This window comes from Nitrococcus mobilis Nb-231 (assembly GCF_000153205.1).
Taxonomy (GTDB): Bacteria; Pseudomonadota; Gammaproteobacteria; order Nitrococcales; family Nitrococcaceae; genus Nitrococcus; species Nitrococcus mobilis.
This window is the reverse complement of the sequence record NZ_CH672427.1, coordinates 3,584,008-3,598,378: the sequence shown is the minus strand read 5'-3', so window position 1 is coordinate 3,598,378 and position 14,371 is coordinate 3,584,008. Positions and strand designations below refer to the sequence as shown.

General features: G+C 61.4%; 16 protein-coding genes and 2 pseudogenes. 5 read left to right on the top strand and 13 right to left on the bottom strand.

Features of this window, described 5'->3' with window-relative positions; genetic code table 11:
* Window positions 1–34: 34 nt before the first annotated feature.
* On the top strand, window positions 35–1,477 hold the full coding sequence (locus NB231_RS16395) for an NAD-dependent succinate-semialdehyde dehydrogenase (protein WP_005005150.1): 1,443 nt from the start codon (window positions 35–37) through the stop codon (window positions 1,475–1,477).
* Window positions 1,478–1,560: 83 nt separating this feature from the next.
* Here NB231_RS16395 and NB231_RS16390 read toward each other — a convergent pair whose 3' ends face one another.
* The 10 genes and pseudogenes from NB231_RS16390 to NB231_RS16350 all read right to left on the bottom strand — a co-directional run bounded on the left by NB231_RS16390 (window position 1,561) and on the right by NB231_RS16350 (window position 11,083).
* On the bottom strand, window positions 1,561–2,826 hold the full coding sequence (locus NB231_RS16390; protein ID WP_005005149.1) for an aspartate aminotransferase family protein: 1,266 nt from the start codon (window positions 2,824–2,826) through the stop codon (window positions 1,561–1,563).
* A 37-nt stretch (window positions 2,827–2,863) separates the two neighbouring features.
* Window positions 2,864–4,024 (bottom strand): isocitrate/isopropylmalate dehydrogenase family protein, encoded by a 1,161-nt coding sequence (locus NB231_RS16385; RefSeq protein ID WP_005005143.1) that lies wholly within the window; start codon window positions 4,022–4,024, stop codon window positions 2,864–2,866.
* 164 nt (window positions 4,025–4,188) lie between these two features.
* Window positions 4,189–4,453, bottom strand: a pseudogene (locus NB231_RS18130) (chemotaxis protein CheB); the annotation flags it as partial.
* Window positions 4,454–4,470: 17 nt separating this feature from the next.
* Window positions 4,471–4,895: pseudogene (locus NB231_RS16380) on the bottom strand (IS110 family transposase); the annotation flags it as partial.
* Window positions 4,896–4,937: 42 nt separating this feature from the next.
* The gene (locus tag NB231_RS16375; protein WP_040664421.1) at window positions 4,938–5,306 is read right to left on the bottom strand and encodes a response regulator; all 369 of its coding nucleotides are present in this window, start codon (window positions 5,304–5,306) and stop codon (window positions 4,938–4,940) included.
* A gap of 656 nt (window positions 5,307–5,962) precedes the next feature.
* Window positions 5,963–8,608 carry a sensor domain-containing protein gene (locus tag NB231_RS16370; protein ID WP_005005139.1) on the bottom strand — a complete coding sequence of 882 codons (2,646 nt, stop codon included), beginning with the start codon at window positions 8,606–8,608 and terminating at the stop codon, window positions 5,963–5,965.
* Complete coding sequence (locus tag NB231_RS16365; protein WP_005005135.1) at window positions 8,581–9,819, bottom strand: S-methyl thiohydantoin desulfurase domain-containing protein; 1,239 nt, start codon at window positions 9,817–9,819, stop codon at window positions 8,581–8,583. The genes NB231_RS16370 and NB231_RS16365 overlap by 28 nt, the downstream gene beginning before the upstream one ends.
* A 226-nt stretch (window positions 9,820–10,045) precedes the next feature.
* A complete protein-coding gene (locus tag NB231_RS16360) occupies window positions 10,046–10,426 on the bottom strand; it encodes a type II toxin-antitoxin system VapC family toxin (RefSeq protein ID WP_005005133.1) in 381 nt (126 codons plus the stop codon).
* Window positions 10,423–10,689: an AbrB/MazE/SpoVT family DNA-binding domain-containing protein gene (locus NB231_RS16355; protein ID WP_040662609.1), complete on the bottom strand. Its 267-nt coding sequence runs from the start codon at window positions 10,687–10,689 to the stop codon at window positions 10,423–10,425. Before NB231_RS16355 ends, NB231_RS16360 begins: the two co-directional genes overlap by 4 nt.
* A gap of 25 nt (window positions 10,690–10,714) precedes the next feature.
* Window positions 10,715–11,083, bottom strand: a complete 369-nt coding sequence (locus NB231_RS16350; protein ID WP_005005131.1) for a DUF2280 domain-containing protein — start codon at window positions 11,081–11,083, stop codon at window positions 10,715–10,717.
* A gap of 225 nt (window positions 11,084–11,308) precedes the next feature.
* Here NB231_RS16350 and NB231_RS16345 point away from each other — a divergent pair, with 225 nt between their 5' ends.
* Complete coding sequence (locus tag NB231_RS16345) at window positions 11,309–11,938, top strand: DUF938 domain-containing protein (RefSeq protein WP_005005128.1); 630 nt, start codon at window positions 11,309–11,311, stop codon at window positions 11,936–11,938.
* A gap of 98 nt (window positions 11,939–12,036) precedes the next feature.
* Here NB231_RS16345 and NB231_RS19955 read toward each other — a convergent pair whose 3' ends face one another.
* A complete protein-coding gene (locus NB231_RS19955; protein ID WP_232210505.1) occupies window positions 12,037–12,372 on the bottom strand; it encodes a hypothetical protein in 336 nt (111 codons plus the stop codon).
* A 108-nt stretch (window positions 12,373–12,480) separates the two neighbouring features.
* On the opposite strand from NB231_RS19955, the gene NB231_RS19950 reads away from it, so the two are divergent.
* Together NB231_RS19950 and apaG are read left to right on the top strand one after the other, a co-directional pair.
* Complete coding sequence (locus NB231_RS19950) at window positions 12,481–12,795, top strand: hypothetical protein (RefSeq protein ID WP_232210504.1); 315 nt, start codon at window positions 12,481–12,483, stop codon at window positions 12,793–12,795.
* Window positions 12,796–12,817: 22 nt separating this feature from the next.
* Complete coding sequence (gene apaG / locus NB231_RS16335; protein WP_005005120.1) at window positions 12,818–13,207, top strand: Co2+/Mg2+ efflux protein ApaG; 390 nt, start codon at window positions 12,818–12,820, stop codon at window positions 13,205–13,207.
* 27 nt (window positions 13,208–13,234) lie between these two features.
* On the opposite strand, the gene NB231_RS16330 is transcribed toward apaG, so the two are convergent.
* The gene (locus NB231_RS16330) at window positions 13,235–13,558 is read right to left on the bottom strand and encodes a hypothetical protein (protein ID WP_156777056.1); all 324 of its coding nucleotides are present in this window, start codon (window positions 13,556–13,558) and stop codon (window positions 13,235–13,237) included.
* 114 nt (window positions 13,559–13,672) lie between these two features.
* On the opposite strand from NB231_RS16330, the gene NB231_RS18870 reads away from it, so the two are divergent.
* Window positions 13,673–13,834, top strand: coding sequence for a hypothetical protein (locus NB231_RS18870; protein ID WP_005005115.1), 162 nt, complete (start codon window positions 13,673–13,675; stop codon window positions 13,832–13,834).
* Window positions 13,835–13,917: 83 nt separating this feature from the next.
* Here the strand turns inward: NB231_RS18870 and NB231_RS17180 are convergent, their stop codons facing one another.
* Entirely contained in the window at window positions 13,918–14,343 is a 426-nt protein-coding gene (locus NB231_RS17180) for a GNAT family N-acetyltransferase (RefSeq protein WP_198007322.1), read from the bottom strand.
* Window positions 14,344–14,371 lie beyond the last annotated feature (28 nt).

Here is a 14,371-nt window from a genome sequence, read left to right as displayed (position 1 = left end):
CCGAACTGGAGCTATTGGAGCAAAGACAAGCGCCATGATCGAATCGCCATTGCTTACACACCGCATGGGTTTTATCGGCGGCCAATGGACCGACGCCGATAGCGGCGAGAGCTTGCCCGTATCCAATCCGGCCGACGGAACGCACCTTGCCGATATCCCCAAGATGGGCCGCGTCGAAACCTTGCGTGCCATCGAAGCCGCCGCGACGGCACTCGGCGAGCGCGCCGCTCTCGAACAGCGCGCTCACTGGCTGCAGCGGATCGCTCAGACTCTGCAGGCGCAGCGCAAAGAACTCGGCCGGATCCTCACGATGGAGCACGGCAAACCGTGGCAAGAAGCCCAAGCCGAGGTGGATTACGCCGCCGGTTTCTTCCGCTTTTGCGCCGATCATATCGATCGACTCGGTCCCCGCACGCTGGAGGAACGACCGCGTAATTGTCGCTGGACCGTCCACTATCGGCCGGCCGGGGTGGTAGGACTGATCACGCCGTGGAATTTCCCCATCGGCATGATCGCCAAAAAGCTCAGCGCGGCCCTGGCGGCAGATTGCGCTTGCGTTATCAAGCCCTCGGCAAAAACGCCGCTCACTATGATTGCGCTGTTCAGTTTGCTCGAGCAAGAACTCGACCTTCCCGCGGGCAAGGTCAACCTCGTCACGGGATCGGCCGGGCCGATCACAGACGCCTTGTTCGAACATGCTACGGTACGTGTGATCAGCTTCACCGGATCCACGGAAGTCGGCCGGGAGCTCATTCGCAAGAGCGCAACCGGTGTCAAACGGCTCACGCTGGAGCTCGGCGGCAACGCCCCGTACATCGTGTTCGAGGATGCCGATCTGGAACAGGCCGCCGATAATCTGATCGCCAACAAATTCCGCGGTGGGGGGCAAACCTGCGTCTGCGCCAACCGCATCTTCGTCCATCGAGCGGTGGTCGAGTCGTTCGCCGACAAGGTAGTGCAGCGGGTGCAACGGCTGCGTGTAGGCAACGGCCTCGATGAAGGCACCAACCTCGGACCGTTGATCGATGCTAATGCGGTCGCCAAGGTTCGGCGGCATGTGGAGGACGCCCTCGGCAAGGGCGCGCGCAAGCTTGCCGGCGGAGATACCAGCGCGTTAAGCGGCACTTATTACCCACCGACCGTGCTCACCGAGGTGCCAAAGGATGCGGTCTGTAACCGCGAGGAGACATTCGGCCCGCTCGTGCCCATCGTCACATTTCACGATGAGGCCGAGGTCGTTCAGCTCGCCAATGAGACCGAGTATGGCCTAGCCGCGTATGTCTTCTCCGGCGACTCGGAGCGCGGCCGACGGGTGGCCGAGCGGCTGCATTTCGGCCACGTTGGGCTCAATACCGGCACGGGCCCGACCCCGGAAGCGCCCTTCGGGGGCATGCAGCATTCCGGTTACGGCCGTGAAGGCGGTCTCGAAGGTTTATATGAATTTACCGAGGTTCAAACTGTACCGTACGCCGAGTAAGTGGCACCGGAGCCCCCTGCAACAATACCCATGGCGGCCGTCAGCAGCGAAAACCGCGTTGCGCCGGCCTCAATTCTTCGGGCTCAACGAGTTTGCTGGAGCGCCTCCTCGAACTGTTTGGCCGCCCAGTCGATTTGATCCGCCGTCACGATGAGCGGCGGCAGCCACCGAACAACCTGGCCACCATAGGCACCGCAGCGGATGAGCAGCAACCCGCTCCGCTCAGCGGCCTTGAGCAGCCGTGCAGCCCGCTCACCGTCGGGCTTACCCTCGCCATCCACCATGTAGGTACCGTGCATTAGGCCCAAGCCGCGTACATCGCCGATCTCAGGATAGCGCCTCGAGAGTTCCGTTAGGTGCTGGCGCAGCTGCTCGCCGCGCTCGCGGGCGTTCTCCACCAAGCCTTCCTCGCGGATAACCGCCAGCGTCGCCAGCGCCGCCGCACAAGCCACGGCGTTACCCCCGTAGGTCCCACCCTGGGAGCCAGGCCAGCCCCGACTCATGAGCTCGGCCGACGCGCCCACCACCGATAACGGGAAACCGCTGGCAAGCCCTTTGGCGGTGACCACGACATCCGGGATCACATCGAAGTGCTCATGGCCCCAGTAGCGCCCCGTTCGACCATTGCCCGCCTGGACTTCATCCAGAACGAGGAGCATGCCGTGATGATCACAGCGCTCGCGCAGCCCCTGCATGAACCCTCGGTTCGCCGGTACGTAGCCGCTCTCGCCTTGGACCGGCTCGACCAACATCGCCGCCGTTTCCTTGGGGACGCTGTAGGTCTGGAGAATGTGATCGAGCTCGCGTAGGCAAAACCGATTGGTGGTCTCCTCATCCCAACCGTACCAATAGGTGTCGGGGAATGGGGCTACGACTACGCCGCCCATCATCGGTTGCAGGCCGGCACGGATGGGTGCGCTGGAGGTGGTCATCGACAGAGCGCCCATCGTCCTGCCGTGGAAACCACCGCGAAAGACGATCATATTGGGCCTGCCGGTAGCCTGACGGCACAATCGCAGTGCCGCCTCGATGGCTTCGGTGCCCGCGTTGGCATATAAGAAGCTATCGATCCGTCCCGGCATAAGCTCGCCGAGCCGTTCGGAGAGCTCGAGGATACGGGGGTGGCGGACGATAGCGTACTGACCGTGGATCAGCTCCGCGGCCTGGCGTTGTGCGGCCTCGACCACCGTTGGGTGGCAATGCCCGGTGCTGGTGACGCCGATTCCCGAGCTAAAATCCAGATATCGATCACCGCGCTGATCATAGAGGTAAGCACCTTCACCACGAACAGCCAGAATATCGCTGGATTGCGTGAGCAGCGGTGACAGACGACCGGTATGCTCGCTCATATTTCGCCTCCCTCGGATCGCAACCAACCTAGTGTAATCAGCCGAGCCGCCTGATTACCGCCGCCCCCACCTCGCTGGTTGATCGAGGGCACAGGCCATGCTCGCGCAAATCCATAGCCACCGCTTCACGCAGTCTACGGCCTTGCTCGGCCATAAGGGCATCCTCTTCGCCCATCCAGTCGAGCATCATGGCGGCCGTCAGCAGCATCGCTTGGGGCCCCGCCCGGTTACGACCCGCGATATCGGGTGCACTACCGTGCGTGGGCTCGAACATGGGCGGCTGGCGGCGGTCGGCCGGATTAAGATTGCAGGAGGGAGCCACCCCCATCCCTCCCGCCAACACGGCGGCCAGATCGGTAAGGATATCGCCATGCAGATTGCTTGCCACGACAACATCAAAACGCCAGGGCGCCGTTACGAATTTCATGCAGGCCGCATCAACCAACTCATGGTGAGTGGCTACATCCGGGTAGTCGCGCGCCACCGTCGCGAATACTTCCGAGTACATCTCTCCCCAGTGGCGCAGCGCATTGCGCTTGGTGATCAGGCAAACCTCGCTGTGGACAACCTCCCCAGCCGGCAGCGGAAATTCCCGGTCGCGACGCCGACCGGCGGCACGCTCCGCCGCCCTTTGGCGGGCCCGCTCGAAAGCATGCCGGAAGATGCGCGCCGCACCACCATGGGTGAAGACCTCGATCTGGGTGGCCACTTCCCGCGGCGTGCCCGGAGCCAGCCGGCCACCTTGTCCGACGTACTCGCCCTCGCTGTTCTCACGGACCACGAGCACGTCGATCGCATCAGCTCTGGGGTCGGCCAAGTATTGCGGCGCGCCTTGCAGATGCAATGCCGGGCGCTCGCAAGCCCATTGATCGAATCCCTTGCGTATTTCCAGCAACGGAGCCAGTGCTACGGCATCCGACAGACGATAGCGTTGTGCATCATCAGCCGGGCCCGGATCGCCCAGCGCCCCCAACAAAATAGCGTCAAATTCTGCTAGGGTTTGGTGCCAACCGGCCGGCCACAGCTCGCCATGGGTGCGATGCCAGGCATGCGAAGGCCAGAGAAATTCGGTCAGCTCCAACTGCGGCTCGCCTTGCGCGCTCAATGCCTGCAGTGCTTCGACGGCCACCGCCATCACTTCGGGGCCAATGCCATCGCCCGGCAGCACAGCCACCTTCCAACGCGATCCTCTGCGCATGGTGCCTTATCGAGTCGCCTTTTACTGCCCACCATAACAGACAAGAACCCATGCGGCCCACTGGGTAAGGGCATTCGGATCATCGAATCAGTCGGCCGTGGGCGCGATCAGCCAGATGCGCGGGTGATATCCGCCATATTGCGAGCCGATCCCGGCTGATTTGGTGCACACAGCAAGTGCTGGTCGCCTGGGGCGATGTAGGCGTGGCCGGAGAGGATCTGCTGGCCATCCACAGCCTGGCAAACAGACATAGCCAATGCCAAAGTTCATCCGAGCCGCAAAAGGCGCGCTGAACGCCGCCAGGATGTGCTGGGTGATGACGATTGCCGGTGCGTCGGGCGGTAGTATTGACCGCCAATACGACCTTGATTGCCTCCGTACCACCGGTTGATGCCCCGATGGCATCAGCCGGTCAGTCGTGCGGAATCGCCGCGGCAACGCCGGACGCGCGCCGAGAGACCATGCAGGTCGCTGACCACGACGCCCAGACGGATGCCGCAGTCGGTGAGCGCCTTGTGCAACCGATTCTTCTCCGAGGCCAATTGACCGACCTGGTTCTGGCGTTGACGGGCGATCAGGCGCAGTTCGCGCAACTTGGCGGGCGGCACAAACGAGCCGCGCAGCAACCCGGCGCGCGCCAGCGTCGCCAACCACTGCGCATCACCCACGTCTGTCTTGCGCCCCGGGACGTTCTTGACATGCCGTGCGTTGGCCACCTTCGCCCGAATGCCGAGCGCCTCCAGGACCGCATACGGGCTCTTCCAGTAAATACCGGTGCTCTCCATCACGATTTCATCGAGCCGCAGCGAAGCCACCCACTCGGCCAATGCCCGACGATCGCGCTTGAATCGCCAAATTGCCGCTGCTCGATGCGCGTGCTGGCGTCGGCCGTCTCGATCAAGGCAATCGAGACTCATGGCGCCAATCCGATTACCCGCTCGATGGTTGCTACGAGCTGATCGGGGTCGAAAGGCTTGACGACCCAACCCGTAGCCCCCGCCTCGCGTCCCGCTCGTTTACGCTCCACGGACGTCTCCGTGGTCAGCATCAGTATTGGCATGAAGCGACCCTCGGGCCTAGCGCGCAGTTCCCGGATCAATGTAATACCGTCCATGTTCGGCATATTTACGTCCGCCAACGCCAGATCCCAGCTCTGCTTAGCCAGCTCGAGCGCCGTCAATCCATCGCACGCCATCATGACTTCGTGTCCAGCCCCACGCAGCGTCATGGCTACCATGGCACGAATCGAGGCTGAATCGTCCACTGCTAAAATACGTGCCATAGCCTCCACCTGCGACTTGCACCCAGCGAACGACACGCGCTACTCCAGCAGCCAACATCCCGCTGATTCCCAGCAACCGGGCCGCCGACGACAGTGCCTCTGAAGGGGTATCCCACTCCACCTCGACCCCGCGTTGCCGGCTCTCCAGCATGAACGCGCAAAGCAGTTGCAGCGTCGCCGTATCGACATACACGAGCTCAACCGCCGCAAGCCGCCCGCGGGCCGCGCTGTTCAAGACAACGCAGAGTTCGGCATGTAAGAGTCTGACACCGTGGATAGCCTGTTCCGGCAACAAGGTAATGACCGCAACCCCCTTATCTTGGCTTCTGGTCTTAGCTGAGGTTGGCATTTCCACGTCCACACCAGCTACTCAGACGACTCCCAACCCATGGCGCGAAGATCAGCCGGCCAACCGCCCAGAAGGGATTCGATCATTGCGCTGCATGCGCTCGAGTGGGATAACGACCGATAGGAAGTGTTCTTTAGCAGGGTGGGCCAAATAGGCTGCGGCCAGCCACCGATTCACGACTGGATTTGCTTGGGTCGAACCATCTGCTGGCGCGTTGGGAGGGCCATGCAGCTTAAAGTGCCCGCTGAAATGCCGATAGCGATCGAAGGCTCATTGCTTCAACGCCGACGCGCTTCAGCGCATTTCGTCAATGAACCTCGATGCGATCGGTACGCAGCAGCGCGATTAGCGCCTCCTCGGTCAGCGGCGCGCTGACGCAACTGCCCTGGAAAAGGCGACAGCCGCCAGAACGAAGGCAGTCGAACTGCTCGTGGGTATCGATGCCCTCGGCAGCCACGTCAACCCCAAGGCGGCCTGCCATGCGCAGCGCCGTCTCGAGGGCACGGGCTTTGGCAGCATCTCCTGGAACCTCGGCAACGAGAGTCTGGGCGATTTTGACGGTATCGATCGGCAGCAGCTCGAGTTGGGCAAGGGAGGTATGCCCAATACCGAATTCGTCCACCGAGAACCCGATACCCCATCCCCGGGTCGCCCGCATGGCGCCCGCCAGTTGCTGCATGTCGTTGCACAGGGCCGCTTCCGTGATTTCCAATACCAGAGCCTGCGGCTGCACCCCGGAATCCCGGAGTATCCGCCGCAGATGCCGTGGGAAATCATGCAAGGTCAGCAGCTGGGGGCTGATATTCACGGCTAAGCGCAGCCAGTTCGGGAAGACACCCACAGATTGCCAGGCGGCCAGCTTACGGCAGATTGCGCTGAGTGCCCAACATTCGACAGCCGCGGTCAAACCGGTCTCTTCCACCACCGTGAGAAACCGCGTCGGCAAGCACAGCCCTCGCTCGGACGATTGCCAGCGCACTAACGCCTCGATACTCGCGAGCCGGCCGCGGATATCGGCGATTGGCTGATAGCTCAGCAGCAGCTGCTCATCATCGACGGACGGGTGGTGTTCACAAAATCGACTCTGACGGTATTCGAGCTCCGTTCGGCTTGTCTCGGCGAAGAAGTGGATCGTGTTACGCCCATCCTCTTTGGCGCGGTACATGGCACTGTCAGCCCTCTGCAACAGGTCGGCGGCATTCATATCCACATCAGGATACAGCGCGATCCCCACGCTGGCGGAGACGCTCAGCTCGTACGCGTCGATGGCGATCGGCTCGCGTATTGCAGCCAGAATCTTTTCGCCGACTCGATGGGCACGGGCGGCTGCTTCATCCCGGGTACCAGGCTCGCTGCCCAACAGCACGACGAACTCATCACCACCAAGGCGGGCGACCATGTCTTCGATACGCAGGAGGTTTTGCAGCCGCTGGGCAATGCTCGCCAGCAAGGCATCTCCGATGGCATGGCCATGGGCGTCATTGATCTGCTTGAATCGATCCAAATCCAGAAACAGCAGCGCACCGAAGCCGGTTAATCGCTGCGCCCGACCCAACTCCTGCTCCAACCGGCTGTTTGCCAGACGTCGATTGGGCAATCCGGTCAACGGATCATAGAGGGCTTGGCACTGAATCTGGGCCTCGAACGTTTTGCGCTCGGAGATGTCCTGCCAGTGGGCCACATAGTGGGTGATGGTGCCTTCCCCGTCCCGCACCGTGCTCATGGTCAAGCGGACCGGTATGAGAGTGCCGTCCCTGCGCCGCTCCCAGAGCTCCCCGGACCACTGATCGGTTGCCTCCAACTCCCCCCATAGCCTTGCGAATAAGTCCTCGGGACTCTGGTCGGGCTGCAATTCGAGCAGGGTACGGCCAGTGATCTCCTCCGCTGGGTAGCCAAACATGCGCGTGAAAGCATGGTTGACCCGCAAAAATACGCGCTCGCGGTTGGCGATAGCCAACGGCTCGGCCGTTTCGAACACCGAAGCGTGCAGTTGCAGCGCCTCCTCGGCACGGCGCTCCAGCGTCACGTCCCGAGCCACCGCAATCGACCCTACCGTCTCGCCGGCCGTATTGGTAAGCATCCGCGACCGCCAGCTCAGTATGATCTGCCGACTGTCCTTGGTCCGGATGGTAGTCTCCAGATCGAAAGCCACCGTGCCGCGTTCGAGTATGTCCATGGCGTGAGAGAAGATCCAATCACGATACGCCTCGTCCGGGTACAGCCAGCTCCAAATATCCGTGCGCCCTTGGACCTCGTCACGCCGATAACCGCTGATCCGCTCCGCCGCCTTGTTCCAGATGACAATGCGCCCCTCTTTGTCCAACGTGTTGAGCCAAATGTCGGCGTTGTCGATGATGCTGTCCATATACTCGTTGAGCGCACGGACCTGCTCTGCGGCAGCACGTTGCACGCTGATATCGCGAACAAACACGAACTGCAACACTTGACCACCCTGGTCCTCGACGTGGCTGCGCACCTGCACCGAGATCTCGCAGCCATCTGCGTGCAGCAGCTCCATTTCATAGCAATGGGACGCCGCTTCGCCGTCGATCTGCCGCCGATGAATCGCGCGCACCCGCCCACGTTGACTCGCAGGCACATAGCGCTCGAAGGGCTGACCGAGCAGCTGCTGCTGTCGGCATCTTAAAATTGCGCCGAGACTGGGGTTGGCGAACACGATCCGGCCGTCCTGGAGAATCGCGATGCCCTCCTCCGCGCGCTCTACCATAAATCGATACTGACCCGACTCCGGCCTGCCGAGTGAGCAGCGGGACTCCGCGATCAGGCCGCCCAGCGCACCTCCGCCCATGGCGGCAATCACCACGGCGGCCTGAACATCGAACCCGGCCTGCCAAAAAGCGGCAAACAACAAGGCCGCTCCAGTCAAACCGAAGAGCCATGTCCTTGAGTGGATTCGCATATCGATCAGCCCGCAGAAATCGGTGGTGACCAAGGTCGGTAGGCACCACCGTAGCCCAAGGAGCGATTCACGGCTGCGAAGTTGTCGATGATGACGGAATTACGCATCTCGGGAGCCGCCTGCACCGCCAGGACGAAGAGCTCTAGGCGCGTATCCGGCGCTTTCTCGTACCAGCGGTTGAGGTCGCTGTTGTCGATGGCAAGGGGGTCGTCGCCCGCAGTGACATAGCAGATGGAATCCGGGCCGAGGACACAGGGCGTATCCCGATCACTGCGCATGGCATACACATTCTCGTTCTCGTTATAGATAGTAAACAGAACCTCCGAACCCGTAGCGTCTTCCAGCACAATACGCCCCACGTCTACACCACCCTCCGCCTGGATCACCTCGCGGACCCGACCGTGCCAGATCACCTCGCTCGCACGCCCGGCCTGCCGAATGCAAGACGCTACGCGCTCGGCGCGCTCCACGCCGCAGCAGGACTCGAGCACTTGGCCGATCTCTAAAGCGAGACTTAGCGTTCCGGCTACCGGCGGCGTACGGTCGAGCAGCTCGAGGACCGTCATAGGGTAAATCGCCAGCCCGGCAATGCCGCCGAACGGGGTGGTGTTGACCAAACCGATGATTGCATCCTCGGCGGCCATCTCGTCGTCCACCCAGATCACGCCGCTGTTGTAACGCCTCGTTACGGAGCGCCATGCCCCCGGATGTAGGCCTTCACTGGCAACCACCGCTGGGGAAATCGCAATGCCGTTGGCGGCGAACACGGTGAGACTCAAGGTCGGGATCGAGCGCCCGGCGGCGTCCGCGTCGATGATCGGCAGACCGCTCGCGCGGCTCGGCCCGAGCTGGGCGGCAATGCTCAAGGGGGAGGCGGTATTGATGGCACCCACCTCGATGGGCAGCACCCAAGAGAAACCCCGCGCCGGGAAACGCGCAAAACGCGAACTTACCGTGCCCATCCCTTGCAGCGTCGCCTCCATCGCCTGGATGGCATGGGCCGGCGCATGGGGGTTAGCGGTTTTGAACAAGGCGTCGGGCGCCCCCATGTTGGCCGAAGCTACCAGCCACCCGGCGGGCTGACTCGACAGCTCGTCGAGTCCGACCAGCGTGACCCTTGCGTCATCGGGAACGCCTTGCTCGACGATCTCGCATGCGACTTGGTAAGAGCCACCGCCACCCGAGGCAAGCACGCACGCTCCGGCTACCGCCGTTTTGATCTCCTTTTTCCGAATGGCGAACATCACAGCCTCCTTGCTGCTTGCTTCAATTCTTACAATACTCCGCAAGTCGCGAATATTTTAATAGAAGTGACATATAAAACACTGCTTGTGAGTGTGACAAATAGACGCAGGAATAGACGACGCCTAACATCGTTGCAGCCTGAAAGCTGTTCTCCTTTGAGTGTGAAGGCCAAGCCACGCGGCAAGATGGCAGCTCCTGAAGCGTGCTTCGGCACCCCCCGCCACCTCAACGCAGCGATTGAATCTCGATCCTCAACGCCAAATCCATCCACGCTCGGTCAGCGGTTAGGACCACCGCCTGTCTATCGATCGCTAGCGCCAGACAGGCGCGATCCGCCAACGACAAACCGTGTCGGTGTGTCTCCTCCCACAGTTGGGCGGCGGTTTCGGCCTGGGCGGCCAAAAATGGCACGATTTCCAGACCGACCCCCGCCAACAGCGCGCGCACAACCTCGGCATTAAGGCCTTTTTGAACGGTCTTCTGCGCCACCTCACTCCAGTTAACCGCACTGATAAAAGCCAACTCAATGCTCGACTGGACCACCTCCCAGCCCGACTCCTGATGGAGGTATACGAGCACCGCCGAGGCATCCAATACCCGCCTCATTCCACGTCTTCGCGCCGGGCCTCGGCTCGCCGTTCCGCAATCAACTCATCGACCAAACTCACCTCTTTTGGAATATGGGAAAACATTGCCCACAGCCGTTTCTCAATCGCCTCACGTCGCTCCAGCACCAGACTGTCGCCGACCTGGCGTGCCACCAGCCGGTCGCCGGGCTTCAGATTCAATGCCTTGCGCAGCCGCGCCGGAATCACCAGCCGCCCCTGGGCACCCATCTGAACTTCATTACTCGACTTAGAACTTGCCATTGTTTCCAAAAAATGCCACAAGTGTTCAACATATGGCACATAAAAATAAATTTTGCCAACCCGAGCCACCCGCCATGTCACGGTAGTTGCCCTTGGCCTTGAACGCCCGAGAGGCGTGCGCCAACTGGCGGATGCGCACCGCCTTGTTGGCCTCGGGGATGGCCTCGATGCGCTCCAGGAAACGTCGCCGTGTCTCATAGAACAGTTCGTACCAGCGCTGACTCAGCTGCCTGCCGGCGCGCTTGGTTGGATCGTAAACCTCCGCGCCCTGGGGGGAAATCGCAGCGCCGTATTCGCCCTTGAGCGCTGCCGCCGCTTCTTCGGGTGTCTCGAACTGCGCCAGAGCTTGCACCAAAAAGGCCTTATGCTCCGCCGTCAATCGCTTTGCCGACATACTTTCCTCAGGCCTGATCAAGAACTATACCGATGATAGCCGATAGCCGTGTCTGGTCGACCCCGCGCAACGCTGCATTACGCGGCGGCGAAACCGACTGCCCGTGAAGCCTCGTGGGCCGACTCGTTCGTCAACACAGCCTGGTACAGCTTGGCCCGTGAACTGTCCGAGCGCTATATTGGCCGCGGAACCCACTGTAGAACGGATGAGCCAGTATCCTTTGATATGAAATACAAACCTCATTCTCCCGCCTGTGAGCGCAACCGCGAGCCCATTCTGGCCGTCCTGCAACGCCATTTCGCCGACCGATCACGGGTTCTGGAAATCGGCAGCGGCACCGGCCAGCACGCCGTGTATTTCGGCGCCGCACTGCCGCATCTGACCTGGCAGACCTCGGACCTGGAGTCCTACCATGCCGGTATCCGTGCATGGCTGGACGAGGCTGCGCTGGCTAACGTGCTGCCGCCGCTGACCCTCGACGTTACGGGAGATTGGCCGGAGACGCAGTTCGATGCCGTGTTTTCCGCCAATACGCTGCACATCATGGGCTGGCGCGAAGTGGAGGCGTTCTTCGCCGCTCTCCCCACGGTATTGCCGGTCGATGGCAAGCTGATCATCTACGGCCCGTTCCACTACGACGGCCGGCCGACGAGCGACAGCAACGCCCGTTTCGACGCCACGCTGCGCAGCCAGCCTGGAGACATGGGCATCCGCGACCGCAGCGCCGTGGATCGGCTGGCGCGGGCCGCCGGACTACGCCTGATCGACGATATCGCCATGCCGGCCAACAACCGATGCCTGCTTTGGCAAAAAACCGCCGCGTCAATCACCTGGCCGGGTAAGGATGGCGCCTAGCCTTCAGTTCCTCCTTGTCACTTGGCGGCGGGATTCGGCCAGGAGCGGACATTCACGTTCAAGGGAAACCATAAAACCCGCTCGTCTAATAGCGCTCACTACAGGCATGGACTGCTGGAGTCGGGATAAAGCAGCGTCAGGTAACCGTATCTCCCCAGTGACATAACCTCTTCGATGAGGATTTGGTTACGGTGATGCCAGGCGGGCACCCCTTTTTTATCCAAAATGCCGCCGTGGCCCCCCGCGTGAACTCCATCGCTCGGATCAGTGGTGCCGTTTATGAACTTCTCGGTTGCCGAATCAAATACGAGCTCAGATATGGATGCAACACTACTTCGTGCACGTTCAAATCCCCACGTTCGCAACGGCCGCCACCATTCAAGCTCACCGTCCTTCCAAAGGATCAGCACGGCGCTGTCCAGGTGCTCACCCATGAAGTAGTGTCCCGCTTCGTGCCCAAGCGTGAAGCGAGTTCGTGGGTCCGAGTTCGGATCTACGCCAGGCGAATTGCAGTACACATAGAAGCGAACGTGCTCGTCGGCATGGCACCGATGACCCGGCGCTTCGTCGCGGCCATGGAACGCTTTGCCCTTGAGGAAGGCATCGATCTCATCACCTTCGAGCGCGGCGAGCGCAAGGACGACCGCGCCCAGCGCTATCTGAAGGCGTGCTCGGCAAACGAGGGCGTGCTGTTCATCGGCAAAGCCCAGGAAAAGGCAAGGATCGTGCGCACCCAGCGCCGCCACGACCCGCAAACGGAGCGCATTACCCCTGGCTCGAGTCTTCCACAGCCATGGTCAACCACTACTACTTCTAGCCGGATTGGCTGTCATTCGGCAAACTCTTGCAGACAATAGGGCAACACGGTGAAATGCCGCCATGGTAACTTACGAAGATAATCCATACTTCATCCGTGTCGAGGTTGAGTCGGTTTACGTCGAGGAAGAATCGGTACCTGACCGAAACAGGTACGCCTTTGCTTACACTGTGACAATCCGTAACGAAGGCGCTATCGCCGCGAAATTGCTAACCCGGCACTGGATCATCAGCAACGCCAACGGCGAGGTGCAGGAAGTGCATGGCGAAGGCGTAGTCGGCGAGCAACCGCATTTAGGCCCTGGCGAATGTTTTCAGTACACCAGCGGCACCTTCTTGGACACCGAGTTCGGCAGCATGCGTGGTAGCTATCAAATGCTCGCTGATGACGGCGTACACTTTGATGCCGAGATTCCGGTGTTTAGCTTGTCGGTGCCGCACACGTTCCATTAACCCCAGCGTTGCATAAACGTCAACGATTTAGGCAGTGGCCTTGAGCGCATCGAGGTAATGCGAAAGCTCCCTTTCGACAGTTTCGTTCGAATTCATTGATAGGATGAGCTTGCCGGCGGGGCGCAGCAACCGATCGGCGCGCTGTATGAGCTTACTCTGGAGGGTGCCGAGTCCTTCAAAAGCCCATAATGCCGTGCATTTGGCGGTGAACTTACATTGCCGCGGGTGGGCGATCATCTGCAATCCGCGGCCAAGGTTGTGCGCCAACATACGGGCGAGCAAATAGATCTGATTGCCATGCAACGTGGTCACGGGCACATAGTCCATGTGGTGCGACTTCAGCTCCGCCAAGATCCCTTCCTGCGCTCCGCGCCCTTCATGCAACCTGATTGGCGTCGTTTTTCAGAAAGGCCGTGGCCGATGAGACATTGGCCTAGCTGAAATGTCGCTTGAGGGAGGTTAGTCATGGCGATGAACCCCATCCAGCTACAGCGCGGGCTGGCGCTGCTCGAGTTCCAGCAGCGCTACGGCAGCGAGGCCGCGTGCGAGCGCGCGCTGCGCGCGGCACTCTGGTCGCACGGCTTTGGCATCGTCGATCGGCGGCGTCGGGTCGGCTCCGGGATTTGACGGGACTTCGCTACGTTGCGTCGGCAGCGCGATCTGTACTCCCGAGGCGAGGGCTTTTCATAGATCCATACGCGTGACGGTGCTCAGCGAAGGCTGTCCAGGACCGGCGGGCACCAGAGATCATGCGCCATATATAGCGCGGTTTGTCGCTTTCCGTAATAGCCAGCCACCTTCCTCCAGGACCGGTAGCCGAGGGACCGGTAGAATGCCAGCGCGGCCGGCTGATCGGCGCGCACCTGAATCCGAACGATCCCGATGCCGGCGACCAGGGCCGACTCCTCCAGCCACTGTACCAGCGCCCGGCCGATGCCCCTACGGCGCCAAGGCGGGCGGACAGCCAAAAGATCCAGATTGGCCTCCTCGTAACCGAAACGCATGAGGGCAAACCCCGTCATCGTCAGGCCGAGGTATCCGGCTGCCCCGATCGTGTCTTTACGAGCGAGGGCGCGGGCCACCCGCTCACGCGTCCACGACCAGTCGAGACCGGTCTCGATGAGGTCGCGCGACATGGTCGCTATCGCGGTCGCGTCGGCGGAT